Source organism: Kribbella koreensis (assembly GCF_039525325.1).
GTDB lineage: Bacteria > Actinomycetota > Actinomycetes > Propionibacteriales > Kribbellaceae > Kribbella > Kribbella koreensis.
Map to the genome: position 1 here is coordinate 74818 of NZ_BAAAHK010000017.1, position 25441 is coordinate 100258.

The following is a 25441-nucleotide window of genomic DNA, read 5'->3' on the forward strand; positions in this document are numbered from 1 at the left end:
GTCTTCACAGCCGGCGACCGGCTACATGCCGAACGACGCTGCTTGGAGGCGCTCGACCGCGGTGGGCTCGCCGTCCAGTTCGACCTGGGCGACCTGCTGGCGGCCGAAGCAGAAGAGGACCAGTTCGACCGGCTCGCCGGTGATGGTGACCGAGCCGTCGGCGGTCGGCTTCTTGGCTACTGACTCGCTGCCGTCCGGCAGGCGTAGTACGAGCCCGGTCGGAGCTTTGCGGGTCATCGACTTGGCGGCGAGCTTGACCTGGCGCCAGAGCCCGTCCTGCTGCTCGGCGGGCAGCGCCCGGACGGTGAAGTCGGGGACGGCGCGGCGGACGTCCTCGTGGTGCACGAGGTACTCGGTGGTGTTGAGGTTGTGCCCGATCCCCGGGATGCCGTAGATCGAGAGCCGCGGCGGCCCGTTGCGCACCTTGCCGACGACGCCGGCGAACCCGTACTTCGACTTCGCCTGCTCCATCCGGCGAGCGGTGGTGTCGGCCAGCCCGGCGATCATGATGCCCGGTTGTGCGATCGGGTCGTTCTCCCGGACGTACAGATGAGCGGCGAGATCGAACGTCGTCCAGCCGTCGCACAGAGTCGGCTGATCGGGCCCGGCCTCGTCGAACAGGTCACACAGCGCGAGTCGTTCTACCTTGCTGTAGTCGGTCACAACTCGATCGTAGTTGTCGGCGCGCAATGGCAGAATGTCAATCGTTGTCAGCCTCGTGGCTGGCTACGGTCCTGACGGTGTCGTTCGAAGGATGTCTGCGTGCCACAGCCGAAGGTTCCCAGCAAGGGGAGCGTGACCCGGCGAGGGTTCGCGGTCCTGCGAGTGGCGATCTGGGAAGAGCCGTGGGTGTTCACCTGGTCGGTGGCCGCGAGCATGCTGTACGGCGCGATGACGGTCGCCGACGGCTGGGGGCTCGGCTGGGCGACCGACCACGTGATCCGGCCGGCGCTGGAGCGGGGCGACACCACCTTCGGCGCGGTCGCGTCGCTGATCGCGCTGTTCCTCGGGATCGCGATCCTGCGCGCCATCGGCGTGGTCGGCCGGCGGATCGGGGCCGGCGTGATGCAGTTCCGGCTGCAGGCGACGTACCGGCGTCGCGTCACCCGGCAGTACCTGAAGCTGCCGCTCGAGTGGCATCACAAGCATCCGACCGGCCAGCTGCTGTCCAACGCGAACGCGGACGTCGAGTCGACCTGGTATCCGATCGCCCCGCTGCCGATGGCCGTCGGCGTGATCGCGATGCTCGGCTTCGCGATCGCCGCGATGTTCGCCGCCGACGTATGGCTCGCGCTGGTCGGCTGTCTGGTGTTCCCGCTCGTCTTCGTCGCGAACGTGATCTTCCAGCGCACACTGCAGCCGCTCGCCACTCGCGCTCAGGAACTGCGCGCTGACGTGTCCGAGGTCGCGCACGAGTCCTTCGACGGGGCTTTGGTGGTGAAGACGCTGGGGCGTGAGGCGGCTGAGACCGAGCGCTTCCGGGGGCCGACCAACGCGCTGCGGGATGCGAACATCGCGGTCAACAAGGCTCGTGGCGCGTTCGACCCGGTGATCGAGGGGTTGCCGCGCGTCGGCGTACTGGCGGTGTTGCTGGTCGGGGTCGGGCGGGTTCGCTCGGGCGCGGCCGATGCGGGTGATGTGGTGCAGGTGGCGTTCCTGTTCACGCTGATCGGGTTCCCGATCCGGGCGCTGGGGTGGGTGCTCGGTGAGCTGCCGCGGTCGGTGGTCGGGTGGGACCGGGTGCAGCGGGTGCTCAAGGCTGAGGGCGGGATGGAGTACGGGTCGCTGCGGCTGACGGCGTCCTCGGCGGCTCGGCTCGAGGTGACTGACGTGCGGTTCGGGTATCTGCCGGACCGCGATGTGCTCGCCGGGGTCGACTTCGTGGTCGAGCCGGGGCGGACGGTGGCTGTCGTCGGGCCGACGGGCTCCGGCAAGTCGACGCTGACGACCTTGCTCACGCGGCTGGTCGATCCCGAGGAAGGGGCGGTCGCTGTCGACGGGCTGGATCTGCGGGAGCTGGCTCGGGACGAGTTGGCTGGGTCGGTTGCATTGGTGGCGCAGACTGCTTGGCTGTTCGACGACACGATTCGCGGGAACATCACGCTCGGCGGGGAGTACTCGGACGAGGACGTGTGGGATGCGCTGCGGATCGCGCAGGGCGACGGGTTCGTGAAGTCGTTGCCGCATGGGCTGGACACGAAGGTGGGGGAGCGCGGTACGACATTGTCGGGTGGGCAGCGGCAGCGGATCGCGTTGGCCCGGGCGTTGGTCCGGCGGCCGCGGTTGCTGATTCTCGACGACGCGACGAGCGCGGTGGATCCGCAGGTCGAGGCGCGGATTCTGGCTGGGTTGCGGACCGCCGTCCAGGGTGATGAGGCGGCGACGACCGTGCTGGTGATCGCCTATCGCAAGGCGACGATCGCGTTGGCCGATGAGGTGTTGTTCCTCGACGAGGGGCGGATCGCCGACCAGGGGACGCATGTCGAGTTGCAGGAGCGCTCGGCGGCGTACCGGGACCTGGTCGACGCGTACGAGAAGGACGCGGCGCGGCGTGAGGAAGAGGCCGCGCTGGAGGCAGAACTCGATGATCTCGACTCCGAAGGAGCGTCCGCGTGAGCGCCGTATCGTCCAGCCGACTCGATGCCGGGGACAACGCGGGCGGGCTGGAGACGCTCCGCCAGGGGCTGCGGGTGTCGCCGGAGCTGGCGCGCGGGTGGTGGATCACGGGGTTGCTCGCGCTGACGATGACCGGCGGGCGGATCGTCGTACCGATCGCTGTGCAGCAGACCATCGACAAGGGGCTGTCGGGTCCTGGCGGGCCGGACATGTCGTTCGTGGCGTGGATGTGTTTGGCGTGCTTCGGTGGGGTGCTGGTGACGGCTTTCGCGTCGTACCTGACAACGGTGCGGCTCGCGACGAACTCGGAGCGCGGGCTGGCGACGATGCGGATCAAGGCGTTCCGGCATGTGCATGACCTGCCGGTACTGACGCAGAGCACCGAGCGGCGAGGTGCGCTGGTCAGCCGGGTGACGTCCGATGTGGACACGGTGTCGCAGTTCCTGCAGTTCGGCGGGTTCATCTTCTTGGTCAGCATCGGGCAGATGCTGCTCGCGACCGTGGTGATGTTCGTGTACTCGTGGCAGTTGGCGCTGGTCGTGCTGATCTGCTTCCTGCCGTTGTTCGCCAGCCTGAAGGTGTTGCAGCGGTTGATGTCCGCGGCTTATGGGGTGGTGCGGGCGAAGGTGGGGGAGATGTTGTCGGCGATCGCCGAGCCCGTGGTCGGGGCGCAGGTCGTGCGGGCTTACGCGATCGAGAAGCGGACGCAGGAGCGGATCGACGCGTCGATCGAGGACTATCGGAAGACTGCTACGAAGGCGCAGGCGATCACCGGGATCACGTTCTCGATCGGTGGGCTGGCGGCGGGGCTGGCGAATGCCGGCGTACTGACTGCGGGTGTGCTGCTCGGGGTGGACGGGCATGCGACGCTGGGCGAGATCTTGGCGTTCATGTTCCTGGTCGCGTTGTTCTCCGACCCGGTGCAGATCGCGACGCAGGTGCTGACCGACGCGCAGAGCGCCTTCGCCGGGTGGCGGCGGGTGCTCGGTGTGATCGCTACGCCGGCTGACGTGGTCGATCCGGGTGAGGCGGGGGTGCATCAGTCGCGGGGGCCGGTGACGGTCGAGTTCCGCGACGTGAACTTCGCTTATCCGGACGGCGAGCTGGTACTCCGTGACGTCGACGTCCGTCTCGAACCGCACCGCCGGGTGGCAGTCGTCGGTGAGACCGGCTCAGGCAAGACGACCTTCGCCAAGCTGCTCACCCGGTTGATGGACCCGACCTCCGGCGCCGTCCTCCTGGACGGTGTGGACGCCCGGGAGATCGCCTTCGCCTCCCTGCGCGAACGGGTCGTGATGGTGCCGCAGGACGGCTACCTCTTCGACTCGTCCCTGGCCGAGAACGTCCGCTTCGGCCGGCCCGACGTCACCGACGCCCAGCTCCTGGATGCCTTCGAGTCTTTGGGCCTGACCGACTGGCTCGAATCCCTCCCCGACGGCCTGGACTCCCCGGTCGGCCAGCGAGGCGAGTCCCTCTCAGCCGGCGAACGCCAGCTGGTCGCACTGGTCCGAGCCAACATCGCCGACCCAGACCTCTTGGTCCTCGACGAAGCCACCTCAGCCGTAGACCCAGGCACCGAGGTCCGGGTCAACGCAGCCCTGGAGCGCCTGATGACCGGCCGCACCTCGGTCACCATCGCCCACCGGCTCTCCACCGCCGAGGCAGCCGACGAAGTCCTGGTCTTCGACAACGGCCGCATTGTCGAGCGAGGCCCCCACGCGGAGTTGGTAGCTGCCGGCGGCGTCTACACCCACCTCCACGACAGCTGGATAGCCCAACGCTCAGCCCTCTGACAACGACAACGCGCGCAGCCGGTGGAGCTGGCCGCGCGCGTTGTTACTTCTAACGGTTAGTGCACACCAGCGCCGGGCTGCGGAACGAGCAGGAACTCGACGCCGCCCTTGTCGTCTACTGCGGCGTCCAGGATCTTGTCGTCCAGGGCGGCGGCCGCGTTGGGCTCGAGGAAGACTCGGGCGCCGGCCTCTTCGAGTACCTGGTCGCCCTTGGCGGGGGACTCGGTGGTGGTGACGGCCAGTGCGGGGTCGGCCGGGTTCTCCTGCGAGATCCGGACCCCGGCACCCTCGGGAGCGCCCTCGACGCCCGTGATGCTCTTGATCACCAGAGTGGCGTTCTCAGTCAGGGTAAGCACTGCTTCTCCTAGCATCGATTGCGGTGAACCCGCCCCGTGCCCCATCCCTCCATCCCCAAACAGCCCCATCCGATGACTTTGTGCTCGACCTGAGCATCCGGCCGCGAAGAATTCGCTCAGGTGGAGCACAAAGTGGGTCATCCCGTGGCCGGGAGATCCGGGGCGGTGCGGGGTCGCGGCCAGTGGTGGGGGTCGTTGGGGTCTGTGGTTCGCCACCTGGGGGTGGGGCCGGTACGACGTGCGCCGCGGGCGAAAGCGGCTTTCACGCGGTCGGCGAGGTCGCCTGGACGAAGTACGGCGTCCTCCCAGCCGAAATGGACCAGTTCGAGATCGCGATCGGCGAGCCGCTGGTCGCGCTCGAAGGCCCGTCGCAGGGCCCGCCGGCGTTGCTTGACCGTCGGCGCCTCGAATTTCGCCAGCCCGTCAGCCTCGCCCACGGTCCGATACTGCGGCCACCAGTAGTCGACTCGCTCCTCCGCCCACCACTGGCCGTCCCAGAACTGTGCCTGCAGGACGGGTGCCGGGAGCCCGGCTTCCTCGAACCTGGCCCGGGCGATCGACTCCAGGGCGGACTCCGAGCGGGGATCGCCGAACGCGATGGCACGATGCGCTCGACGGATACCGGGCCAGTGCCGTTGGCGCCGGAGTACCAACTCGAGTTCCTCGCGGCGAAACTCCCGGGCGAGTGCGTGGTCGACTGTGACCACCGCTTCGGCCAGGGGCAGCCGGCGGGCGAGGTCGACGGTGGTTCGTGCGATGGAGGTTGTCGGCAGGCCTTGGACGAGGAGTAGGTCGGCGGGCGGCAGAGTGGCGCGGCGTAGTACGAGGTCGCCGCGGGTTTTGTTGCGCCGATCGGCGCCAGGCTCGCAGGTGAGCCAGACGGCGCCAGACGGTCCCGGCGCGTGGGCAGAACCGTCGCTCCATACCCGCAATCCGGACAACTCGGCAGCCGTCTGGTGACTGACGACCGAGCGAGGGTGCGCGGCCAGCGCCCCGCGGATCGTGGCCAGCCGCGGGTCCATGGCGCCGTCGAGGTACTTCCCGTGGGCCCGCTGCAGGCTGCCGTTGCGAACAAGCCGCTGTACGTCGTGATCACCCAGGCCGAGGTCGCGGAGCTGTCCATGCCGCAGCGGCTCACCGAAGGCGGCCAGCAATCGATCCCGCACCTCACGGCGAAGCCTCTCCATCCCGTCAATCCTCCCCGGCGTCCACCTCCACCGCATTCCCTTCTCCCCACCCCTGTGGATAGGGACGACTTTGTGCTCCACCTGAGCAAATCAGCCGGCCGGATTTGCTCAGGTGGAGCACAAAGTTGCGTGGCCGGGGTAAGTCGGGTGCGGGGCGGGGGGTGGGTGGTGTGGGATGGGGGTATGACGATTTGGTTGGGGACGCCTGAGGTGGCTGGGCTCTCAGGGGTGGCGGCGAAGCTTGGGGAGTGGCAGAGCGACGGCGGGGTGTTTCAGCTGCATCCGGGGGACCTCGGGTGGTACTGGCGGTTCGGCGGCGAGCGGACCGCGGGCGCCGTGCGGGTGTGGGAGCGGGACGGGGAGCCGGTGGCGATCGGGATGCTGGACGAGCCGGATCTGCTGCGGCTGGCGTTCGCGCCGGAGGCGCTTGGTGATGAGGAGTTGGCGCGGCGGATCGTCGACGACTGCTCGGATCCCGAGCGTGGGGTGCTGATCGAGGGCAAGGTGTACTTCGAGGCGCCGAAGGCCGGCGTGATCCAGGAGCTCCTCACCAAGGACGGCTGGACGCTGGACGAGCCGTGGCAGCCGCTCAGACGCGATCTCGCCGAGCCGGTCGAGGACGGCGGTCTCACCATCGAGACGGTCGGGCCGGAGAACGCGGCCGAGCGGACGGCGATCCAGCGGGCATCCTTCGACGGATCGACCTTCTCCGACGACCGCTGGCACGCGATGGCAGCCGGTACGCCGTACGCGACCGCCCGTTGCCTGCTCGGCCGCGACGCGCAGGGCACCGCCGTCGCCGGCGTGACCGTATGGTCAGCCGGCGAAGGCAAGCCAGGGTTGCTCGAGCCGATGGGTGTGCACCGCGACTACCGCGGTCGCGGCTACGGCCAGGCGATCACCCTCGCGGCGGCGGCAGCTCTCCGCGAGCTCGGCTCGTCGAGCGCGCTGGTATCGACGCCGTGCTTCAACGTCGGTGCCGTCGCCACGTACGAGTCCGCCGGCTTCACTCCACTGGCTCAGACCCGCGACCAGGTCCGCGACTTCTGATGCGCGCCCCGGACCGGTCCGCAGGCTAGACGGTGGCGGCCTCGTCCGCGGCGCGGAGTACGCGGAGGATGTTGCCGCCGGCAAGCTTTGCCAGGTCCTCGTCGCTCCAGCCGCGGTCGGCGAGGGCGTAGAAGAGGGACGGGTACGACGCGACGTCCGGCAGGCCGTCCGGGAACTCCGGACAGCCGTCGTAGTCGCCGCCCAACCCGATGTGGTCGACGCCGGCCACCTCGCGGACGTGCTCGACGTGCGCCACCACGTCCTCCAACGTCACGCGCGGCTTCGGGACGTCGTACGCCTCCTTCAGCTTCTTCTGCTGCGCCGGCACCAACGGGTCCAAGCCCAGATCGCCGGCCACCTCGCGCGCGCCCGCCACCCAGTCGACGTACGCCTGGGACACGAAGTACGGGACGAAGGTCACCATGCAGACGCCGTCGTTGCCACTCAGCGTCTGCAGGACGTCGTCAGGCACGTTGCGCGGTACGTCGCAGACCGCGCGCGCCGACGAGTGGCTGAAGATCACCGGCGCGCTCGTCACCCGCAGCGCGTGCCGCATGGTGTCGGCGGAGACGTGCGAGAGGTCGACCAGCATCCCGATCCGGTTCATCTCCCGGACGACGTCCTCACCGAAGGAGTTGAGCCCGCCGAGCACCGGCTCGTCGGTCGCCGAGTCGGCCCAGGAGACGTTGTTGTTGTGGGTCAGCGTCATGTACCGCACGCCGAGCGAGCGCATCACCCGCAGGACGCCGAGCGACTCGCCGATCGAGTGGCCGCCTTCCATTCCCATCAGGGAAGCGATCCGGCGCTCCTTGAAACAGGCGTCGACATCATCAGCCGTGACGGCGAGCTGCATCGCTTCGGGGAACTGCGCGACGAGACGGTGCACGAAGTCGATCTGCTCGAACGTACGCCGGACCGAGTCCGCGTCCTGCGGCACCCACAGCGACCAGAACTGGGCCGCGACCTGCCCGAGCCGCAGCCGGGGGAGGTCGGTGTTCAGCTTCGGCACCGAGATGCTCAGGTCGTACTTGTCGAGGTCGTACTCGGCCAGCTCGTAGAAGGCGATCGGGAGATCGTTGTGGCCGTCGACCAGTGGATGGTCCTGCAACAGTCCCTGCACCCGGGCAACACTGGAGGTCATTGCGCCATCCTGTCAGGATTGCCCGCCGCTCGCACGGGCTGAGCAAGGGTGCGGTCAAGGTGCCCTGCGCGGTGCGAGACAATGGACGGGTGGACACCGAGGAACTCACCTTCGACGCGGCGGGCCTGATCCCCGCGGTGGTGCAGCAGTACGACACCCGCGAGGTGCTGATGGTCGGCTGGATGAACGCCGAGGCCGTACGCCGGACCGCCGCGACCGGCCGGAGCACGTTCTGGTCGAGGAGCCGGCAGGAGTACTGGGTCAAGGGTGAGACGAGTGGCCACCGGCAGCACGTGAAGCAGATCCTCGTGGACTGCGACGCCGACACCCTGCTCGTCCTGGTCGACCAGGAAGGCCCGGCCTGCCACACGGGCACCCGCAGCTGCTTCGAGCACGGTGAGATCGAGGTCAAGGCATGAACTCTCCGGACCTGGAGACCTTCCGCGAGTACGCCAAGGACCGCCGGGTCATCCCGGTCACGCGCCGGCTGCTGGCCGACGCCGAGACGCCGATCGGGGTCTACGGCAAGCTCGCCGCCGAGCGCGAGGGCACGTTCCTGCTGGAGTCGGCGGAGAACGGCGGCGTCTGGTCGCGGTACTCGTTCATCGGCGTCCGCAGCGCCGCCACGCTGACCGAGCGCAACGGTGAGGCCGTCTGGTCCGGCAACCCACCGGTCGGGCTGCCGCAGACCGGTGACCCGCTCAAGGCGTTGCGCGAGACGCTGGAGATCCTGCACACCCCACGACTGCCCGACCTGCCCCCGCTCACCGGCGGCATGGTCGGCTTCCTCGGGTACGACGCGGTGCGCCGGCTCGAGAAGTTGCCGGACACAACGATCGACGACCTCGGCCTGCCCGAGCTGACCTTCCTGTTCGCCACCGATCTGGCCGCCCTCGACCACGAGACCGGCGAGATCTGGCTGATCGCGAACGCGGTCAACTGGGACGACTCCGACGAGCGCGTCGACGAGTCGTACGCCGATGCCGTCCGCCGGCTCGACGCGATGGAGCACGACCTGGCGCAGCCGACCCCGTCGTACGTCGTCAGGGCCGACCGCTTGGCGCTGCCCGACCCGCACCGGCAGCGGTCCAGCGCGGAGTACCGGGAGGCCGTGGAGACCGCCAAGGAGGAGATCCGGGCGGGTGAGGCGTTCCAGATCGTCGTCTCGCAGCGGTTCGAGCTGCAGACCTCCGCGAGCGCCCTGGACATCTACCGGGTGCTCAGAAGGTCCAACCCGAGCCCGTACATGTACCTGGTCCGCCTGGACGGCTTCGACATCGTCGGCTCCAGCCCCGAGGCACTGGTCAAGGTCACCGACAACAAGGTGATCCTGCACCCGATCGCCGGCACCCGCCCCCGCGGCGCGACGCCGGAGGAGGACCGGGCGCTAGAGGAGGAGTTGCGCGCGGATGCCAAGGAGCGGGCCGAGCACCTGATGCTCGTCGACCTGGGCCGCAACGACGTCGGCCGGGTCTGCGCGCCGGGCACAGTCGAGGTCGTCGACTTCATGGACGTCCGCCGCTACAGCCACGTCATGCACCTCGAGTCGACCGTCACCGGCCGGCTGCAGGCTGGCAAGACCGCTTTCGACGCGCTCACAGCCGCTTTCCCGGCCGGAACGTTGTCGGGGGCACCCAAACCGCGCGCGATGGAGATCATCGACAAGCTCGAGGTCACCCGCCGCGGCGTCTACGGCGGCGTGGTCGGGTACCTCGACTTCGCCGGTGACGCTGACACGGCGATTGCCATCCGTACTGCGGTCCTGCGCGGCACGACGGCGTATGTCCAGGCGGGCGCGGGCATCGTCGCCGACTCGGACCCGGCCTCGGAGGACGCGGAGTGCCGTACCAAGGCCGCCGCAGTCCTCAACGCGATCGCCGTCGCCGGCACCTTTTCCGAGGTCTGATGCGCCCGCAAAGACTGGTGGATCTGCTTGCCCTGGTAGCACTCGTGCTACTGGCGCTCTCGGCGTACCTGACCTGGTCGATCGCCGACCCGGGCAGCGGCCGAGCTGTAGTGAACTTCAACGGGTACGCCGTAACCCGCGCGCCCGTGACGCTGGCACTGGCCTCCGCAGTGGCCGTGATCGTCACCAAGCTGGCCGGTACTGCGCTCCGCCGCGTGCTGTCCGGCCTGATCGTGTTCATGGGCGCCGGAGCCATCGGAGTAGCGCTGACGGTCCGCCCGAACGCGGCAGAGCTCGGCAGGCTGCGGCCGGAGCTCAGCCAGGCGGTGACGGACTCGGTGACCTTGAGCACCGGACCGGCGCCTTGGCTGGCGCTGGCAGGCGGCCTGGCACTGCTCGCGGCGGGCATCGTTGCCGTGCTGACGGCACACCGATGGCGCCGTCCCACGCTGCGCTACGAGCGCGATCCGGCCGTGACACCGGCCGATCAGTGGAAGGCGATCGACGCAGGTGAGGACCCGACGATCTGACTGTCGGAGGCAACCGCCACAATAGGACGGGACGACGACGAGGAGTGGCCCAACGATGGACAATACGACCACGGATCAAGCAGTGACGTACGAGAGCGACGAAGCTCACGGTGGCGGCCTGCACGGCAGCTCCCCGGCGGCCTGGACCGCCGTGGTGATCGTGCTGGTGGGATTCACCCTCGGAGCCATCGCCATGGTGATGGGCCCGGACTGGCTGTTGTTCTGGATCTCGGCCGGGATCGCCGTCGCCGGCGGCCTGGTCGGCAAGGTGATGCAGCTGCTCGGCTTCGGTGTCAAGTCCGACGACCACCACTGACGGGCGGAAACAGACATGACTGTGCTTGACGACATCCTCGCCGGGGTCCGGGAGGACCTCGCGGAGCGCCAGGCGCTGGTCAGCCTGGACGACCTCAAGCTGGAAGCCCAGCGCAAGCCGGACGCCAAGGACCCGATGCCGGTGTTCCGTGGTGACGGGATCGCGATCATCGCCGAGGTGAAGCGGTCCAGCCCGTCCAAGGGCGCGCTGGCCGACATCGACGACCCGGCGGCGCTCGCCTCGGAGTACGCCGAGGGCGGCGCGGCCGCGATCAGCGTGCTGACCGAGAAGCGCCGGTTCGGCGGCAGCCTCGACGACCTGCGCGCGGTCCGCGGCCGGGTCGACGTGCCGGTGCTGCGCAAGGACTTCGTGGTCTCCTCGTACCAGCTCTGGGAGGCCCGGGCAGCCGGCGCCGACATGATCCTGCTGATCGTGGCGGCGCTCGAGCAGGAGGCGCTGGTCTCGCTGATCGAGCGGGCCACGTCGATCGGGCTGACCCCGCTGGTCGAGGTGCACGACGAGGAAGAGACCCTGCGTGCGGTGGACGCGGGGGCCCAGGTGATCGGCGTCAACAACCGCAACCTGAAGACGCTGGAGGTGGACCGCTCGACCTTCGCGCGGGTCGCGCCGGTGATCCCGACCAACCTGATCCGGGTGGCGGAGTCCGGTGTGCGTGGTCCGCATGATGTAATCGAGTTCGCGCGCGCCGGGGCCGATGTCGTCCTCGTCGGTGAAACCCTGGTGACCGGCCGCGATCCGCGGGCCTCGGTCGCCGATCTCGTCGCTGCGGGATCGCACCCCGCCATCCAGCAGCGTCACTAGACGTCTGAGTTTCCCCTGCCCAGGCAGGGGAAACTCATCTCTGGAGGCTAGCAATGACTGCTGTGTTGCCTGATCAGCTCGGGCACTTCGGCCGCTTCGGCGGCAGGTTCATGCCGGAGGCGCTGATCGCGCCGCTCGACGAGCTGACGGTCGCCTGGCAGGAAGCGATGGCCGACCCGGAGTTCACCGGTGAGTTCGGCCGGATGCTGCGCGAGTACGCCGGCGTGCCGAGCCTGCTGTACGACGCCACCCGGCTGTCCGAGGTGGCCGGCGCCCGGATCCTGCTCAAGCGCGAGGACCTCAACCACACCGGCGCCCACAAGATCCGCAACGTGCTCGGCCAGGCGCTGCTCACCAAGCGGATGGGCAAGACCCGCGTCATCGCCGAGACCGGCGCCGGCCAGCACGGTGTCGCCACGGCGACCGCGTGTGCCTACCTGGACCTCGAGTGCGTCGTCTACATGGGCGAGGTCGACACCGAGCGCCAGGCGCTGAACGTCGCCCGGATGAAGCTGCTCGGCGCCGAGGTGATCCCGGTCAAGACCGGCAGCCGCACGCTCAAGGACGCGATCAACGAAGCCCTGCGCGACTGGGTCTCCAGCGTCGACAACACCCACTACCTGCTCGGTACGGCGGCCGGCGGCCACCCGTTCCCCGCGATGGTCCGTGACTTCGTCCGCGGTATCGGCGACGAGGCCCGGGCGCAGTCGCTAGAGCTGCTCGGCCGGCTGCCCGACGAGGCGATCGCCTGCGTCGGCGGCGGGTCGAACGCGATCGGCCTGTTCGCGGCGTTCGTGCCCGACACGGACGTGAAGCTGTACGGCATCGAGGCCGGTGGCGACGGGTACGAGACCGGTCGGCACGCGGCGACGATCACCGCCGGGCAGGTCGGCGTATTGCATGGCGCGCGGTCCTACCTGTTGCAGGACGAGGACGGCCAGACGATCGAGTCGCATTCGATCTCGGCCGGGCTGGACTACCCGGGTGTCGGTCCTGAGCACTCGTGGCTGGCCGAGACCGGGCGAGCGTCGTACCGGCCGGTGTCGGACGCGGACGCGATGGAGTCGTTCCGGCTGCTCGCCCGCACCGAGGGCATCATCCCGGCGATCGAGTCGGCGCACGCGATCGCGGGCACGCTCGAGATCGTCAAGGAGCTCGGCCCCGACGCGACCTACCTGGTCTGCCTGTCGGGACGCGGTGACAAGGACATGGACACGGCCGGCACGTACTTCGGCCTGATCGACGGGGACGGCAAGGCATGAGCGATTTGGTTGCCTTGGGCAACGCCGGTGCGGCGATCCGGAAGGCCAACGACGAGGGCCGGGCGGCGCTGGTCGGCTACCTGCCGGCCGGGTACCCGAGCATCGACGGTGGCGTCGACGCGATCAAGGCGCTCGTCGACGGCGGCGCCGACGTGCTCGAGATCGGCCTGCCGTACACCGACCCGGTGATGGACGGCGTCACGATCCAGCGGGCCGCCGAGGCCGCGCTGGCCGGTGGGCTGAGGATCCGCGACGTCCTTTCCACGGTCGAGAAGCTCGCTGCGTACTCCGACGTCCCGGTGCTCGTGATGACGTACTGGAACCCGATCGAGCGGTACGGCGTGGACCGGTTCGCCGTCGACTTCAAGGCGGCCGGGGGAGCGGGGCTGATCACGCCCGACCTGGTCCCCGACGAGGGCGCCGAGTGGATCGCGGCGGCCGACAAGAACGAATTGGACAAGGTGTTCCTGGTCTCGCCGTCGTCGACGGACGCGCGGATCGCGATGACGACCGGCAACTGCCGGGGGTTCGTGTACGCGACGGCCGTGATGGGCGTCACTGGGGCCCGCGACCAGACCTCCGACCTGGCGGCGCCCTTGGTCGCCCGGACGAAGGCGGCGACCGGGTTGCCGGTCGGCGTCGGGCTCGGCGTCTCGAACGGGGACCAGGCCGCCGCCATCGCGGAGTACGCGGACGCGGTGATCGTCGGCTCGGCCTTCGTGAAGGCGCTGGACGCGGGCGGCCCGGCCGGCGTACGGGCTCTGACCGAAGATCTCGCTGAGGGCGTCCGGCGGGAACCACGCAAGCCTGTTGATCGTTGAACCGCCTGTGAGTCGAACCAGGAACGCGGCTGTTTTCTTCGCCGCGGTGGCTCTGCTTGCCCTTGTGGGCTGCAGCGGCGGACAGAAGCAGACGGCCGACAACCCCGGCGGGGCGATCATCCGCACCCCGGCAGGTGATCCGAGCGGGTTGCGGGGGGCAACGCTGGACCGGCCGTACGCGCTGCCGGCCAAGGTGCTGACCGACACGTCGGGCAACGACTTCAACCTGGTCACCTCGACGAAGAAGCCGGTCACGCTGATCTTCTTCGGGTACACCAACTGTCCGGACGTGTGCCCGACGGTGATGGCCGATGTGGCCTCGGCGCTGACCAAGCTCGACGAATCGGTCCGCGACCAGGTGCAGTTGCTGTTCATCACCACCGACCCGGCGCGCGACACGGGGCCGGTGATCCGGAAGTACCTGGACCGGTTCGACCCGTCGTTCATCGGTCTGACCGGTCAGCTGGACTCGATCAAGGACATCGCGAAGGCGGTCGGCGTACCGGTCGAGGGGATGCAGAAGCTGCCCTCGGGTGGGTACGAGGTCGGCCACGGCGCGCAGGTGCTCGGCTTCGGCAAGAACGACAAGGCCGGGGTGCTCTGGCTGTCGAACGCGGCGATCGGTGATCTGGCGCACGACTTCGGCAAGCTGGTGGAGGACAACCAGTGAAGCTGTGGGTATCGCTGGCCGCGCGGCTGCTGCTGGGCGGGGTGATGCTGGTCGCAGGCGCGCTGAAGGTGACCGATCCGGAGGCTGCGACGCAGGCGGTCCGGGCGTACGAACTGTTGCCGCAGGGGTTCGACGGGGTGGTGGGGCTGCTGTTGCCGTTCCTGGAGATCGGGATCGGGCTGCTGCTGATCGTCGGCTACGGTGTTCGGCCTGCGGCGGTGGCGGCCGGCGTCTTCATGGTGTTGTTCATCGCCGCGGTGTCGTCGGCCTGGGCTCGTGGGCTGGCGATCGACTGCGGCTGCTTCGGCGGTGGCGGTCAGGTCGCGCCCGGCGATACGAAGTACCTGCAGGAGATCCTGCGGGATGTGGGTCTGCTGGTGGCGGCGGGGTGGCTGTACCTGAATCCGCTCAGCAGGTTCGCGCTCGAATCGGAACCCTCGACAGGAGTCGTCGCGTCGTGACCAACAGCAAGAAGAAGAGGCCCGCCAGCCCGTTGGTGGTGGAGCCGCAGAAGCGCCGGGTGCCGGTCGGGCTGATCGTCGTGGTCGGCGTGGTGGTGCTGGCGATCGTCGCGGCCGTCGGGGTCGACTACTGGCGCAAGCACTCGTCGGTCGACGTGACCTCGAACGGACGGACCGAGCCGGCCGTACTGACCGGTCCGGGGACGTCCGGTGAGGGTGTCAGGGTCGGCAAGGACAGCGCGACGACCAACGTGGACCTGTTCCTGGACTTCCGCTGCCCGCACTGCGCCGAGTTCGAGAAGGAGACCGGGCCGGTACTGGACCAGCTGGTCGAGGACGGCACGATCACGCTCACGTACTACCCGCTGAAGTTCGTGAACCCGGGCGCCTCGCCCCGGCTGGCGAACGCGTTCGCCGCGGCCGCCGCGAGCGGCAAGGCGCTGAGCTACGCCGACGAGATCTACGCCGACTTCACCAAGGCGTGGACGAACGACCAGCTGATCGAGCTGGGCAAGAAGCTCGGCATCGACGACGCCAAGTTCGAGGCCGCGATCAAGGACAACAGCTATGCGGGCTGGCTGGAGTCGATCAACAAGACGTCGAACGACCGCAAGGTGGAAGGCACCCCCACCGTGTTCGTGAACGACAAGATGCTGCAGGGTGACCAACTCACCGTCGACGGCCTCAAGGCCGCCATCAGCGGTATCAGCTGACGCTCCGTCTCCCGATCGTGACCACGGGGTTGGTGGTCGCGATCGGGGCGGGTCGAGTAGGGTCCGACTGCCATGTCTAGTCTCGTGCCCGCCGTGATCATCCCGGCGTTCATCCCCAGTCCCAGCCAGGGCGTCTGGCACCTCGGCCCGCTGCCGCTGCGTGCGTACGCCATCTGCATCCTGATCGGCATCTTCGCCGGCTACTGGCTGGGCCGCCGGCGCTGGGTCGCCCGCGGCGGCTCGCCGGAGGTGCTCGCCGACATCATCATGTGGGCGGTCCCGTTCGGCCTGGTCGGGGCGCGGATCTACCACGTGATCACCGACGCCGAGCTGTACTTCGGTGAGGGCAAGCACCCGATCGACGCGCTGAAGATCTGGCACGGCGGGCTCGGCATCTGGGGCGCGGTCGGCTTCGGCTGCCTCGGCGCCTGGATCGCCTGCCGCCGCCACAAGGTGCCGTTCCTGGCGGTCGCCGACGTGATGGCGCCGGGGATCGCGCTGGCCCAGGTGATCGGCCGCTTCGGCAACTACTTCAACCAGGAACTCTTCGGCCGCCCGACCAACCACTGGTGGGGCCTCGAGATCGACCCCGGCCACCGCCCGCCCGGCTTCGCCGACTTCGGCACCTTCCACCCCACGTTCCTGTACGAAGCCATCTGGAACCTGGGCGTCATCGCCCTCGTCATCCTCCTCGACCGCCGCTTCAAACTGGGCCACGGCCGAGCCTTCGCCCTGTACGTCGCCGGCTACACCGCCGGCCGCGCCTGGATCGAGAACCTCCGCATCGACACAGTCAACGAGTTCGCCGGCCTCCGCCTCAACGTGTGGACCTCGATGATCATGTTCGTCCTGGCGGTAGCCTTCTTCATCCTCAGCGCCCGCCTCAAGCCCGGCCAGGAGGACATCTCCGCCACGGCCACCCCGTCCGCCACCACGGCCGAGACCACCGACATCGCAGACGCGGACACCCCGGCGACCGCAGCCTCGCCGGACACCTCCACCACCGCTTCAACTGAGGCGGACGGCTCAACGTCCACCACCTCCGCCGCCGACGAACCTGCACCGGACTTGTCCCCGGCGGTCGAGGCAAACCCGACCCCGGCGGACAACTCCACGGACGCGGACACCTCTGCGACCACCGAGTCGAAGGTGATCGAGGAAACGGGACCTCACAGCCCGGTGACGAAGGTCGACGCAGAAGGACCTCGTGACTGAGATCTCCGCCGAACACGCCGGCGACCACACCCACCGGGACGTCACCGGTGGGTGGCTCCGGCCAGCCGTCTTCGGCGCCATGGACGGCCTGGTCTCCAACTTCGCCCTCATCGCCGGCATGGACGGCGGTACCGACAGCGGCTCCAAGTTCATCGTCCTCGCCGGACTGGCCGGCCTGGCAGCCGGCGCCTTCTCGATGGCCGCGGGGGAGTACACCTCGGTAGCCTCCCAACGCGAGCTGGCCAGAGCCGAGATCGACGTAGAACGCCGAGAGATCCAGCGCCACCCCGCAGCCGAGGAACGCGAACTCTCCGAGACCTACCAGCAAAAAGGCCTCGACCCGGATCTCGCGGACCAGGTAGCCAGGCAGTTCCACATCAACCCGGACCAGGCACTCGAAGAACACGTCCGCGAAGAACTGGGCATCGACCCCAACGACCTTCCCTCACCGGTCGTCGCCGCGTCCTCATCCTTCATCTGCTTCGCCGTAGGCGCCCTGATCCCACTCCTCCCGTACCTCCTGGGCGCCAACTCAGTAATCCCAGCCCTGATCATGTCCCTCACCGCCCTCTTCATCTGCGGCGCGGTAGTCAGCCGAGTCACCTCCCGCTCCTGGTGGTACTCCGGCCTCCGCCAACTCCTCCTAGGCGGCGCAGCGGCAGCCCTCACCTACGGCGTCGGCACCCTGGTCGGTCCCGGTATCGGCTAGTGTCGCGTGGGTGTTTCCTGCGGCGATCGATGAGCGGCCAGAAGTCTTCGTCCACCGATTCGGCGAGGTGTTCGCGCGCTTCGGCGCCGACACCCAGGACTCGGGCAACGTCTCGTACGGCGTACAGGTCGCAGGCCAGCGGTACTTCCTCAAGACAGCCGGCGACCCGGCCGACCCCGAGCCGTTCTCCAAGTTCGAGCGACGCGAAGCCGGCCTGCGCAACGCGGCCCGCCTGGCCGAGGCGGTCGTACATCCGCTGTTACCGGAGTACCACGGCCTGATCGAGTCGCCCGCCGGTCCGCTGCTGGCCTACGAATGGCGCGATGGCGAACACCTCGGCACCCGCCAGGACAACCCCACCAGCGCGTTCCAGCGCTTCCGCGCCCTGCCCGTCGACCAACTCACCGCCGCGCTCGACCAGCTCTTCGACCTGCACGACCTGCTCACCACGCAAGGATGGGTCGAAGGCGACTTCTACGACGGCTCGCTGCTCTACGACTTCGGTACCCGCCAGCTCACCGCGATGGACCTCGACGACTACCAACTCGGTGCCTACCGCAACGACATGGGACGGATGTTCGGCTCGTCCCGGTTCATGGCGCCCGAGGAGCTCTCGCTCGGCGCCCCGATCGACGATCGCACGACCGCTTTCGTGATGGCCCGCTCCGCGCTGATCTTCCTCGCCGACGGCACCCTCGACCGCCCGGCCTTCAAGGGCTCCAACGCCCAGTACGCCGTACTGCAGGAAGCCGTCACCACCAGGTACCCGAGCTACCCGGCGTTCTACAAAGCCTGGCGAGCAGCCTCCGCGACCACCTGATCCAACCGGCACAGCCGCTCGACATGGTCACCCGGATCATCCTGCGAGAGCGACCAAGCCGCCCGCGCGACCACCGTGATTGCCGCGGTCAGCACCGCCCCACGCCGTACCGCGTTGTTCGGCCAGCGTTCCTGACTCCCGCTCTGGTACGCCGCCACCAACCCATCGATCGCCGCCTCGGTGGACGCCACCAGATACCCGAGATCGAACCCCAACGGCCCCACCCCGAACTGTTCCCAGTCGACCGCCACCACGTCGTCCCCCTCGCGCCCGATCAGATTCACCGGATGCGCGTCCCCATGCACCACCTGCTGCGGCAACCGATCGAGCTCGTCCATCAACTCGCCCCGGCGCTCCCACAACAGCCCACAGTCCCGCCGAAGCCCAGCCGGCAACCGATCCTCGAACACGAGCCGCGCCCACCCGGCGTCCCGCTCATCGCCCGCCAACCGATCCCGCAAAATCCCCCGAGCAAACCACTCCGCCCGCTCGAACTGATTCAGCCCGAACCGCCCCACCGCCGCCGCCAACTCCACCGGCGCAATCTCCACCCCCTCGACCGCCGCACTCCAAACGGCCATCCCACCCGGATCGCTCTCCACCTTCACACACCGGGGCCCCCGCAACCCCACGGTCCCCTCAACCACCCCACTACCAGCCACCTCAGCCTGCCGCCGCCAGTACGCGTAGTGATCCACCCGCCCGACCCCCGGCAACAACCGCTTGACCACCATCCCGTCAGGCGTCAGCCAGACCCCACCGTTGGACACCCCCGTCCCCGCGGTGAGGGCAACCCAGTCGGCCTCCGGCTTCCACTGCATCCGACTAGATCTACCACCAGTACAGGCAATTCACCCCTCCTGTTCACCCGGATGATGTCACCATGGGGAGAAAGCGGAGTGAGCGCTTGCTTACTCGGTGTGATTGTGGACTGTGAAAGGCGCTCCGACGGTGGAATGGCAGTCCACCTGATGGGCGTCATGAGGTAGTCTCGGGACTCCCGGCTTGGGCCAATGTTGTCCCGCGGCCAGCAGTTGACCGTAGGACGACGGGAGCCCCTGAATGTATGGTCGCCCCCCATTCCCCAGCGAGGGTCTGTACGACGGACGCCACGAGCACGACGCGTGTGGTGTCGCCTTCGTCGCAACCCTGACTGGTGAACCGAGCCACGACATCGTGGCCAAGGCTTTGACCGCCCTGCGCAACCTCGAGCATCGTGGTGCTTCGGGTGCCGAGCCGGACTCCGGCGACGGCGCCGGCATCCTGATCCAGATCCCGGACGCGTACTACCGCAAGGTGTGCGACTTCGAGCTGCCGGTCGCCCGCAGCTACGCGACCGGTATCGCCTTCCTCCCGCAGGATCCCGACGACGCCTCCAAGGCGATCGCCCGGATCGAGGAGCTGGCGGCCGAGGAGAACCTGACCGTCCTGGGCTGGCGCGAGATGCCGACCACCCCGGACCTGCTGGGCGCCACCGCGCGTTCGGTGATGCCCGTGTTCCGCCAGCTGTTCGTGGCGGCCAAGGCCGGTCGCGTGCTCGGCCTGGCGCTGGAGCGGATGGCGTTCCGGCTGCGCAAGCGCGCCGAGAAGGAGACGGAGACCTACTTCCCGTCGTTGTCGGGTCGCACCATCACCTACAAGGGGATGCTGACCACCGACCAGCTCGACAAGTTCTTCCCCGAGCTGACCGACCCCGACCTCGCCTCGGCGATCGGTGTCGTGCACAGCCGGTTCTCCACCAACACGTTCCCGTCCTGGCCGCTGGCCCACCCGTACCGGTACATCGCCCACAACGGCGAGATCAACACCGTGCAGGGCAACCGGAACTGGATGCGGGCCCGCGAGGCGCTGCTCGCCAGCGACCTGATCCCGGGCGACCTGGAGCAGCTCTACCCGATCTGTACTCCGGGAGCCTCCGACTCCGCCTCGTTCGACGAGGTCCTGGAGCTCCTCCACCTCGGCGGCCGCTCGCTGCCGCACGCGATGCTGATGATGATCCCGGAGGCGTGGGAGAACGCCACCACGATGGATCCCAAGCGCCGCGCGTTCTACGAGTTCCACTCGACCCTGATGGAGCCGTGGGACGGACCGGCCTCGGTCGTCTTCTCCGACGGTACGAAGGTCGGCGCGGTCCTCGACCGCAACGGCCTGCGCCCCTCGCGGTACTGGGTCACCGACGAAGGACTCGTCGTGCTGGCCTCCGAGGCCGGCGTCCTCGACATCGACCCGGCGACCGTGGTCCAGAAGGGCCGGCTCGAGCCGGGCAAGATCTTCCTGGTCGACGTCGAGGGCCACCGGATCATCACCGACAACGAGGTCAAGTCGGCGCTGGCCGGCGAGAACCCGTACGACGAATGGCTGCACGCCGGCCTGATCCGGTTCGAGGACCTGCACGAGCGCGAGCACGTCGTCCACAGCCACGCCTCGGTCACCCGCCGCCAGCAGGTCTTCGGGTACACCGAGGAGGAGCTGCGCATCCTGCTCACCCCGATGGCCAAGTCGGGTGCCGAGCCGATCGGCTCGATGGGTACCGACACCCCGATCGCCGTCCTGAGCGACCGGCCGCGGCTGCTGTTCGACTACTTCGCGCAGCTGTTCGCACAGGTCACCAACCCGCCGCTGGACGCGATCCGCGAGGAGCTCGTCACCTCGTTGTCCTCGTCCCTGGGGCCGGAGGCGAACCTGCTCAACCCGGGTCCTGCGTCCTGCCGTCAGGTGGTGCTGCCCTTCCCGGTGCTCACCAACGACGAGCTGGCCAAGCTCCGCCACATCAACCTGGACGGGGATCTGCCCGGCCTCGCGACGACCGTGTTGCGCGGTCACTACGAGGTCGAGGGCGGCGGCGCGTCGCTCAAGGCCCGGCTCGACGAGATCTGCGCCGAAGCCGACGCGGCGATCGCCCAGGGCGCCCGCATCCTGGTCCTGTCCGACCGCCACTCGAACGCCGAGAACGCGCCGATCCCGTCGCTGCTGCTGACCGCCGCGGTTCATCACCACCTGGTGAGGGAGAAGACCCGTACGCAGGTCGGGCTGGTCGTCGAGGCCGGTGACGTCCGCGAGGTGCACCACGTCGCCCTGCTGATGGGCTACGGCGCCGCCGGCGTCAACCCGTACCTGGCGCTGGAGTCCGTCGAGGACCTCTGCCGCCGTGGCACGTACCTGCCCGGCATCGAGCCCGAGCAGGCTGTCCGCAACCTGGTGAAGTCGCTGGGCAAGGGCGTGCTCAAGGTGATGTCCAAGATGGGCGTCTCCACCGTCGCGTCGTACACGGGCGCGCAGATCTTCGAGGCCAACGGCCTGTCCCCGGACCTGGTCGATGAGTACTTCACCGGTACTTCGTCCAAGCTCGGCGGCATCGGTCTCGATGTCATCGCCGAGGAGGTCAGGCGCCGGCACCTGCGGGCGTACCCGGCCGACGGCATCCTCAGCGCCCACCGCAAGCTCGACGTCGGTGGCGAGTACCAGTGGCGGCGTGAGGGCGAGCCGCACCTGTTCGACCCGGAGACGGTGTTCCGGTTGCAGCACTCGACCCGCACGGGCCGGTACGACATCTTCAAGCAGTACACGGCCCGCGTCGACGAGCAGTCGGAGCGGCTGATGACGCTGCGCGGCCTGTTCGGCTTCAAGTCCGATCGCGAGCCGATCAGCGTCGACGAGGTCGAGCCGGTGTCGGCGATCGTCAAGCGGTTCTCGACGGGTGCGATGAGCTACGGCTCGATCAGCGCCGAGGCGCACACCACGCTCGCGATCGCGATGAACCGGCTCGGCGGCAAGTCGAACACCGGTGAGGGCGGCGAGGACTCCGACCGGCTGCACGATCCGGCCCGGCGGAGCTCGATCAAGCAGGTCGCGTCGGGGCGCTTCGGCGTCACGTCGGAGTACCTGACGAACTCCGACGACATCCAGATCAAGATGGCGCAGGGCGCGAAGCCCGGCGAAGGCGGCCAGCTGCCGGGACACAAGGTGTACCCGTGGGTCGCCAGCACCCGGCACTCCACGCCGGGCGTCGGCCTGATCTCGCCGCCGCCGCACCACGACATCTACTCGATCGAGGACCTGGCCCAGCTGATCCACGACCTGAAGAACGCGAACCCGCTGGCCCGGGTCCACGTGAAGCTGGTCTCCGAGGTCGGCGTCGGCACCATCGCGGCCGGCGTGAGCAAGGCGCACGCGGACGTCGTACTGATCTCCGGGCACGACGGTGGTACCGGTGCGGCACCGCTGACCTCGCTGAAGCACGCTGGTGGGCCTTGGGAGCTCGGGCTGGCTGAGACTCAGCAGACCCTGCTGCTCAACGGACTGCGCGACCGGATCGTCGTACAGACCGACGGCCAGCTCAAGACCGGCCGGGACGTGGTCGTCGCGGCACTGCTCGGCGCGGAGGAGTACGGGTTCGCCACGGCTCCGCTGGTCGTCTCGGGCTGCATCATGATGCGCGTCTGCCACCTGGACACCTGTCCGGTCGGCGTCGCGACGCAGAACCCGGTACTGCGTGAGCGCTTCGCGGGCAAGCCGGAGTTCGTCGTCAACTTCTTCGAGTTCATCGCGGAGGAGGTCCGGGAGTACCTCGCCGAGCTCGGCTTCCGCACGCTCGACGAGGCGATCGGGCATGCCGAAGTACTGGACATCAAGCGCGCGGTCGACCACTGGAAGGCCGACGGGCTCGACCTGTCGCCGATCCTGCACGTGCCCTCGTTGCCGGAGGGTGCTTCGCGGCACCAGACCGTCACCCAGGACCACGGGCTCGACAAGGCGCTCGACAACGAGCTGATCCGGATCTGCGCGCCGGCCATCGACAACGGCGAGCCGGTCCGGGCGCAGCTGGCGATCCGGAACGTCAACCGGACCGTCGGCACCATGCTCGGCAACGCGATCACCAAGAAGTACCGCGCGGCCGGACTGCCCGACGGCACGATCGACCTGACCTTCACCGGGTCGGCCGGCAACTCGTTCGCGGCCTTCGTGCCGCGTGGTGTCACGCTCCGGCTGGAGGGCGACGCCAACGACTACGTCGGCAAGGGCCTGTCCGGTGGACGGGTGGTCATCCGCCCGGACCGCGAGGCGCGGTTCGACGCGGCCGACCAGATCATCGCCGGCAACGTGATCGCCTACGGCGCGACGTCCGGTGAGCTGTTCATCAACGGTGGCGCAGGGCAACGGTTCTGTGTCCGGAACTCCGGTGCCACCGCGGTCGTCGAAGCCGTCGGCGACCACGCCTGCGAGTACATGACGGGTGGTCGCGTCGTCGTCATCGGCGCCACCGGCCGGAACTTCGCGGCGGGCATGTCGGGCGGCGTGGCCCACGTGCTGGATCTGGACCCCGCGCTGGTGAACCCGGAGCTGGTCGACCTGCTCCCGCTCACCGAGGCGGAGTCCGAGCTGTTGCACGACCTGGTCCGCAGGCACCACGAGGAGACCGGTTCGGAGCGGGCGGAAAAGCTGCTCGGCGACTGGACCGCCTCGGCTGCCCGCTTCACCACGGTGATGCCTCGTGACTACGCCCGCGTACTGGCAGCCAAGGCGGCTGCCGAACGCGACGGGCTGGACGAGGACGCCACCACGCGAGCGATGATGGAGGCCATCTGATGGCTGACCCGAAGGGATTCCTGACCACCCCGCGCGAGGTCGCCGACCGCCGCCCGGTCGAGGAACGCAAGCAGGACTGGAAAGAGGTCTACCCCGGTGGGCCCGGCAAGGCGCTGCTGCCGATCATCACCAAGCAGGCGGGCCGCTGCATGGACTGCGGCATCCCGTTCTGCCACTCCGGCTGCCCGCTGGGCAACCTGATCCCGGAGTGGAACGACCTGGTCTGGCGCGACGACTGGACCGGCGCGATCGAGCGGCTGCACGCGACCAACAACTTCCCGGAGTTCACCGGGCGGCTGTGCCCGGCTCCCTGTGAGCCGGCCTGCGTGCTGGGCATCAACCAGGAGCCGGTCACGATCAAGAACGTCGAGGTCGCGATCATCGACAAGGCCTGGGAGTCCGGCGACGTCCGGCCCCAGCCGCCGGAGTGGCTGACCGGCAAGACGATCGCGGTCGTCGGCTCCGGGCCGGCCGGTCTGGCTGTGGCTCAGCAGCTGACCCGGGCAGGTCACACCGTCGCCGTCTACGAACGCGCCTCGGCGCCGGGTGGGCTGCTGCGGTTCGGCATCCCCGAGTTCAAGATGGAGAAGGTGCAGGTCGAGCGCCGGATCCAGCAGATGAAGGAAGAGGGCACCGTCTTCCGCTCCGGCGTCAACGTCGGCGTCGACGTCACCGGGACGCAGCTCAAGCAGCGGTACGACGCGGTCGTGATCGCGACCGGTGCGACGGCGGCGCGCGATCTGCCGGTACCGGGTCGCGAGTTCGGCGGCATCCACCAGGCGATGGAGTACCTGCCGCAGGCCAACAAGGTCGCGCTGGGGGAGACGGTCGAGGACCAGATCGTTGCCACTGGCAAGGACGTGGTGATCATCGGTGGTGGCGACACGGGGGCCGACTGCCTCGGTACCGCACACCGCCAGGGTGCCCGCAGCGTCACCCAGCTGGAGATCATGCCGCGGCCGTCGGACGAGCGGCCGGAGGGGCAGCCCTGGCCGACGTACCCGATGATCTACCGGGTCGCCTCGGCCCACGAGGAGGGCGGCGAGCGCGTCTACGCGGTCTCCACCAACAACTTCGTGGCGGATGCCGACGGCAACGTTTCTGGTCTGGACCTGGTCGAGGTCGAGCTCGTCGAGGGTCGCTTCACCCCGGTACCGGGCAGTGAGCGCACTATCCCGGCCCAGCTCGTCCTGCTCGCAATGGGCTTCCTCGGCCCGGAGCGTGAGGGCTTCCTGGAGCAGCTGGGCGTCGAACTGGATGAGCGCGGCAACGTGAAGCGCGACAAGTCGTACCAGACCTCGGTCGAGGGCGTCTTCGCCTGCGGCGACGCCGGCCGCGGCCAGTCCCTGATCGTCTGGGCCATCGCCGAAGGCCGCTCCTGCGCCGCCGGCGTCGACACCCACCTCACCGGCTCCTCCACCCTCCCCACCCCCATCCCACCCACAGCCCGCCCCCTGGTGGTCTGAC

The 25441-nt window shown here is 68.9% G+C and carries 23 protein-coding genes; 18 read left to right on the plus strand and 5 right to left on the minus strand.

The genetic code is table 11. From position 1 onward, the window contains the following. Window positions 1–21: 21 nt before the first annotated feature. Complete coding sequence (locus ABD116_RS29915) at window positions 22–663, minus strand: TIGR03085 family metal-binding protein (protein WP_343977701.1); 642 nt, start codon at window positions 661–663, stop codon at window positions 22–24. A gap of 99 nt (window positions 664–762) precedes the next feature. Here ABD116_RS29915 and ABD116_RS29920 point away from each other — a divergent pair, with 99 nt between their 5' ends. After that, on the plus strand, window positions 763–2616 hold the full coding sequence (locus ABD116_RS29920; protein ID WP_343977704.1) for an ABC transporter ATP-binding protein: 1854 nt from the start codon (window positions 763–765) through the stop codon (window positions 2614–2616). Next, a complete protein-coding gene (locus ABD116_RS29925) occupies window positions 2613–4409 on the plus strand; it encodes an ABC transporter ATP-binding protein (protein ID WP_343977707.1) in 1797 nt (598 codons plus the stop codon). The genes ABD116_RS29920 and ABD116_RS29925 overlap by 4 nt, the downstream gene beginning before the upstream one ends. A gap of 56 nt (window positions 4410–4465) precedes the next feature. On the opposite strand, the gene ABD116_RS29930 is transcribed toward ABD116_RS29925, so the two are convergent. Continuing rightward, window positions 4466–4765: a Fe-S cluster assembly protein HesB gene (locus ABD116_RS29930; RefSeq protein WP_343977710.1), complete on the minus strand. Its 300-nt coding sequence runs from the start codon at window positions 4763–4765 to the stop codon at window positions 4466–4468. Between the two features lie 137 nt (window positions 4766–4902). Next, window positions 4903–5952 carry a hypothetical protein gene (locus ABD116_RS29935; RefSeq protein WP_343977713.1) on the minus strand — a complete coding sequence of 350 codons (1050 nt, stop codon included), beginning with the start codon at window positions 5950–5952 and terminating at the stop codon, window positions 4903–4905. 183 nt (window positions 5953–6135) lie between these two features. Between ABD116_RS29935 and ABD116_RS29940 the strand changes: the two genes are divergently transcribed. Then, window positions 6136–7002, plus strand: coding sequence for a GNAT family N-acetyltransferase (locus ABD116_RS29940; RefSeq protein WP_343977716.1), 867 nt, complete (start codon window positions 6136–6138; stop codon window positions 7000–7002). A 25-nt stretch (window positions 7003–7027) separates the two neighbouring features. Here the strand turns inward: ABD116_RS29940 and ABD116_RS29945 are convergent, their stop codons facing one another. Next, window positions 7028–8143, minus strand: a complete 1116-nt coding sequence (locus ABD116_RS29945) for a dipeptidase (RefSeq protein WP_343977719.1) — start codon at window positions 8141–8143, stop codon at window positions 7028–7030. Between the two features lie 89 nt (window positions 8144–8232). Here ABD116_RS29945 and hisI point away from each other — a divergent pair, with 89 nt between their 5' ends. From hisI to ABD116_RS30010, 13 genes are all read left to right on the plus strand, one after another. After that, entirely contained in the window at window positions 8233–8562 is a 330-nt protein-coding gene (gene hisI, locus ABD116_RS29950) for a phosphoribosyl-AMP cyclohydrolase (protein WP_343977722.1), read from the plus strand. Beyond that, entirely contained in the window at window positions 8559–10049 is a 1491-nt protein-coding gene (locus ABD116_RS29955) for an anthranilate synthase component I (RefSeq protein WP_343977725.1), read from the plus strand. Before hisI ends, ABD116_RS29955 begins: the two co-directional genes overlap by 4 nt. Continuing rightward, a complete protein-coding gene (locus ABD116_RS29960) occupies window positions 10049–10579 on the plus strand; it encodes a Trp biosynthesis-associated membrane protein (RefSeq protein WP_343977728.1) in 531 nt (176 codons plus the stop codon). Before ABD116_RS29955 ends, ABD116_RS29960 begins: the two co-directional genes overlap by 1 nt. Before the next feature lie 55 nt (window positions 10580–10634). After that, window positions 10635–10895 carry an HGxxPAAW family protein gene (locus ABD116_RS29965; protein ID WP_343977731.1) on the plus strand — a complete coding sequence of 87 codons (261 nt, stop codon included), beginning with the start codon at window positions 10635–10637 and terminating at the stop codon, window positions 10893–10895. Between the two features lie 15 nt (window positions 10896–10910). Further along, a complete protein-coding gene (gene trpC, locus ABD116_RS29970) occupies window positions 10911–11717 on the plus strand; it encodes an indole-3-glycerol phosphate synthase TrpC (protein ID WP_343977734.1) in 807 nt (268 codons plus the stop codon). Window positions 11718–11770: 53 nt separating this feature from the next. After that, on the plus strand, window positions 11771–12979 hold the full coding sequence (trpB, locus tag ABD116_RS29975; protein WP_343977736.1) for a tryptophan synthase subunit beta: 1209 nt from the start codon (window positions 11771–11773) through the stop codon (window positions 12977–12979). Continuing rightward, window positions 12976–13800, plus strand: coding sequence for a tryptophan synthase subunit alpha (trpA, locus tag ABD116_RS29980; RefSeq protein ID WP_343977739.1), 825 nt, complete (start codon window positions 12976–12978; stop codon window positions 13798–13800). The genes trpB and trpA overlap by 4 nt, the downstream gene beginning before the upstream one ends. Before the next feature lie 7 nt (window positions 13801–13807). Next, window positions 13808–14470 carry an SCO family protein gene (locus ABD116_RS29985; RefSeq protein WP_343977742.1) on the plus strand — a complete coding sequence of 221 codons (663 nt, stop codon included), beginning with the start codon at window positions 13808–13810 and terminating at the stop codon, window positions 14468–14470. After that, entirely contained in the window at window positions 14467–14931 is a 465-nt protein-coding gene (locus ABD116_RS29990) for a MauE/DoxX family redox-associated membrane protein (protein WP_343977745.1), read from the plus strand. The genes ABD116_RS29985 and ABD116_RS29990 overlap by 4 nt, the downstream gene beginning before the upstream one ends. Further along, window positions 14928–15644, plus strand: coding sequence for a DsbA family protein (locus tag ABD116_RS29995; RefSeq protein ID WP_343977747.1), 717 nt, complete (start codon window positions 14928–14930; stop codon window positions 15642–15644). The genes ABD116_RS29990 and ABD116_RS29995 overlap by 4 nt, the downstream gene beginning before the upstream one ends. A gap of 72 nt (window positions 15645–15716) precedes the next feature. Next, the gene (gene lgt, locus ABD116_RS30000; RefSeq protein ID WP_343977749.1) at window positions 15717–16859 is read left to right on the plus strand and encodes a prolipoprotein diacylglyceryl transferase; all 1143 of its coding nucleotides are present in this window, start codon (window positions 15717–15719) and stop codon (window positions 16857–16859) included. Continuing rightward, complete coding sequence (locus ABD116_RS30005) at window positions 16852–17568, plus strand: VIT1/CCC1 transporter family protein (RefSeq protein WP_343977752.1); 717 nt, start codon at window positions 16852–16854, stop codon at window positions 17566–17568. Before lgt ends, ABD116_RS30005 begins: the two co-directional genes overlap by 8 nt. A 10-nt stretch (window positions 17569–17578) precedes the next feature. Further along, complete coding sequence (locus ABD116_RS30010) at window positions 17579–18388, plus strand: hypothetical protein (protein WP_343977755.1); 810 nt, start codon at window positions 17579–17581, stop codon at window positions 18386–18388. On the opposite strand, the gene ABD116_RS30015 is transcribed toward ABD116_RS30010, so the two are convergent. Further along, window positions 18352–19209, minus strand: coding sequence for a phosphotransferase family protein (locus ABD116_RS30015; RefSeq protein WP_343977758.1), 858 nt, complete (start codon window positions 19207–19209; stop codon window positions 18352–18354). The genes ABD116_RS30010 and ABD116_RS30015 overlap by 37 nt on opposite strands. 241 nt (window positions 19210–19450) lie before the next feature. Between ABD116_RS30015 and gltB the strand changes: the two genes are divergently transcribed. Together gltB and ABD116_RS30025 are read left to right on the plus strand one after the other, a co-directional pair. Further along, on the plus strand, window positions 19451–23974 hold the full coding sequence (gltB, locus tag ABD116_RS30020) for a glutamate synthase large subunit (RefSeq protein WP_343977761.1): 4524 nt from the start codon (window positions 19451–19453) through the stop codon (window positions 23972–23974). Further along, on the plus strand, window positions 23974–25440 hold the full coding sequence (locus ABD116_RS30025; protein WP_343977764.1) for a glutamate synthase subunit beta: 1467 nt from the start codon (window positions 23974–23976) through the stop codon (window positions 25438–25440). The genes gltB and ABD116_RS30025 overlap by 1 nt, the downstream gene beginning before the upstream one ends. The last annotated feature ends 1 nt before the right edge of the window (window position 25441 follow it).

Bases quoted from the DNA above. Each gene is read 5' to 3' on its own strand.
- ABD116_RS29940 (WP_343977716.1), top strand. From the start codon at position 6,136: ATGACGATTTGGTTGGGGACGCCTGAGGTGGCTGGGCTCTCAGGGGTG.
- gltB (WP_343977761.1), top strand. From the start codon at position 19,451: ATGTATGGTCGCCCCCCATTCCCCAGCGAGGGTCTGTACGACGGACGC.
- trpA (WP_343977739.1), top strand. From the start codon at position 12,976: ATGAGCGATTTGGTTGCCTTGGGCAACGCCGGTGCGGCGATCCGGAAG.
- ABD116_RS29960 (WP_343977728.1), top strand. From the start codon at position 10,049: ATGCGCCCGCAAAGACTGGTGGATCTGCTTGCCCTGGTAGCACTCGTG.
- ABD116_RS29955 (WP_343977725.1), top strand. From the start codon at position 8,559: ATGAACTCTCCGGACCTGGAGACCTTCCGCGAGTACGCCAAGGACCGC.
- ABD116_RS29965 (WP_343977731.1), top strand. From the start codon at position 10,635: ATGGACAATACGACCACGGATCAAGCAGTGACGTACGAGAGCGACGAA.
- trpB (WP_343977736.1), top strand. From the start codon at position 11,771: ATGACTGCTGTGTTGCCTGATCAGCTCGGGCACTTCGGCCGCTTCGGC.
- lgt (WP_343977749.1), top strand. From the start codon at position 15,717: ATGTCTAGTCTCGTGCCCGCCGTGATCATCCCGGCGTTCATCCCCAGT.
- ABD116_RS29945 (WP_343977719.1), bottom strand. From the start codon at position 8,143: ATGACCTCCAGTGTTGCCCGGGTGCAGGGACTGTTGCAGGACCATCCA.
- ABD116_RS30015 (WP_343977758.1), bottom strand. From the start codon at position 19,209: ATGCAGTGGAAGCCGGAGGCCGACTGGGTTGCCCTCACCGCGGGGACG.
- trpC (WP_343977734.1), top strand. From the start codon at position 10,911: ATGACTGTGCTTGACGACATCCTCGCCGGGGTCCGGGAGGACCTCGCG.
- ABD116_RS29935 (WP_343977713.1), bottom strand. From the start codon at position 5,952: ATGGAGAGGCTTCGCCGTGAGGTGCGGGATCGATTGCTGGCCGCCTTC.
- ABD116_RS30025 (WP_343977764.1), top strand. From the start codon at position 23,974: ATGGCTGACCCGAAGGGATTCCTGACCACCCCGCGCGAGGTCGCCGAC.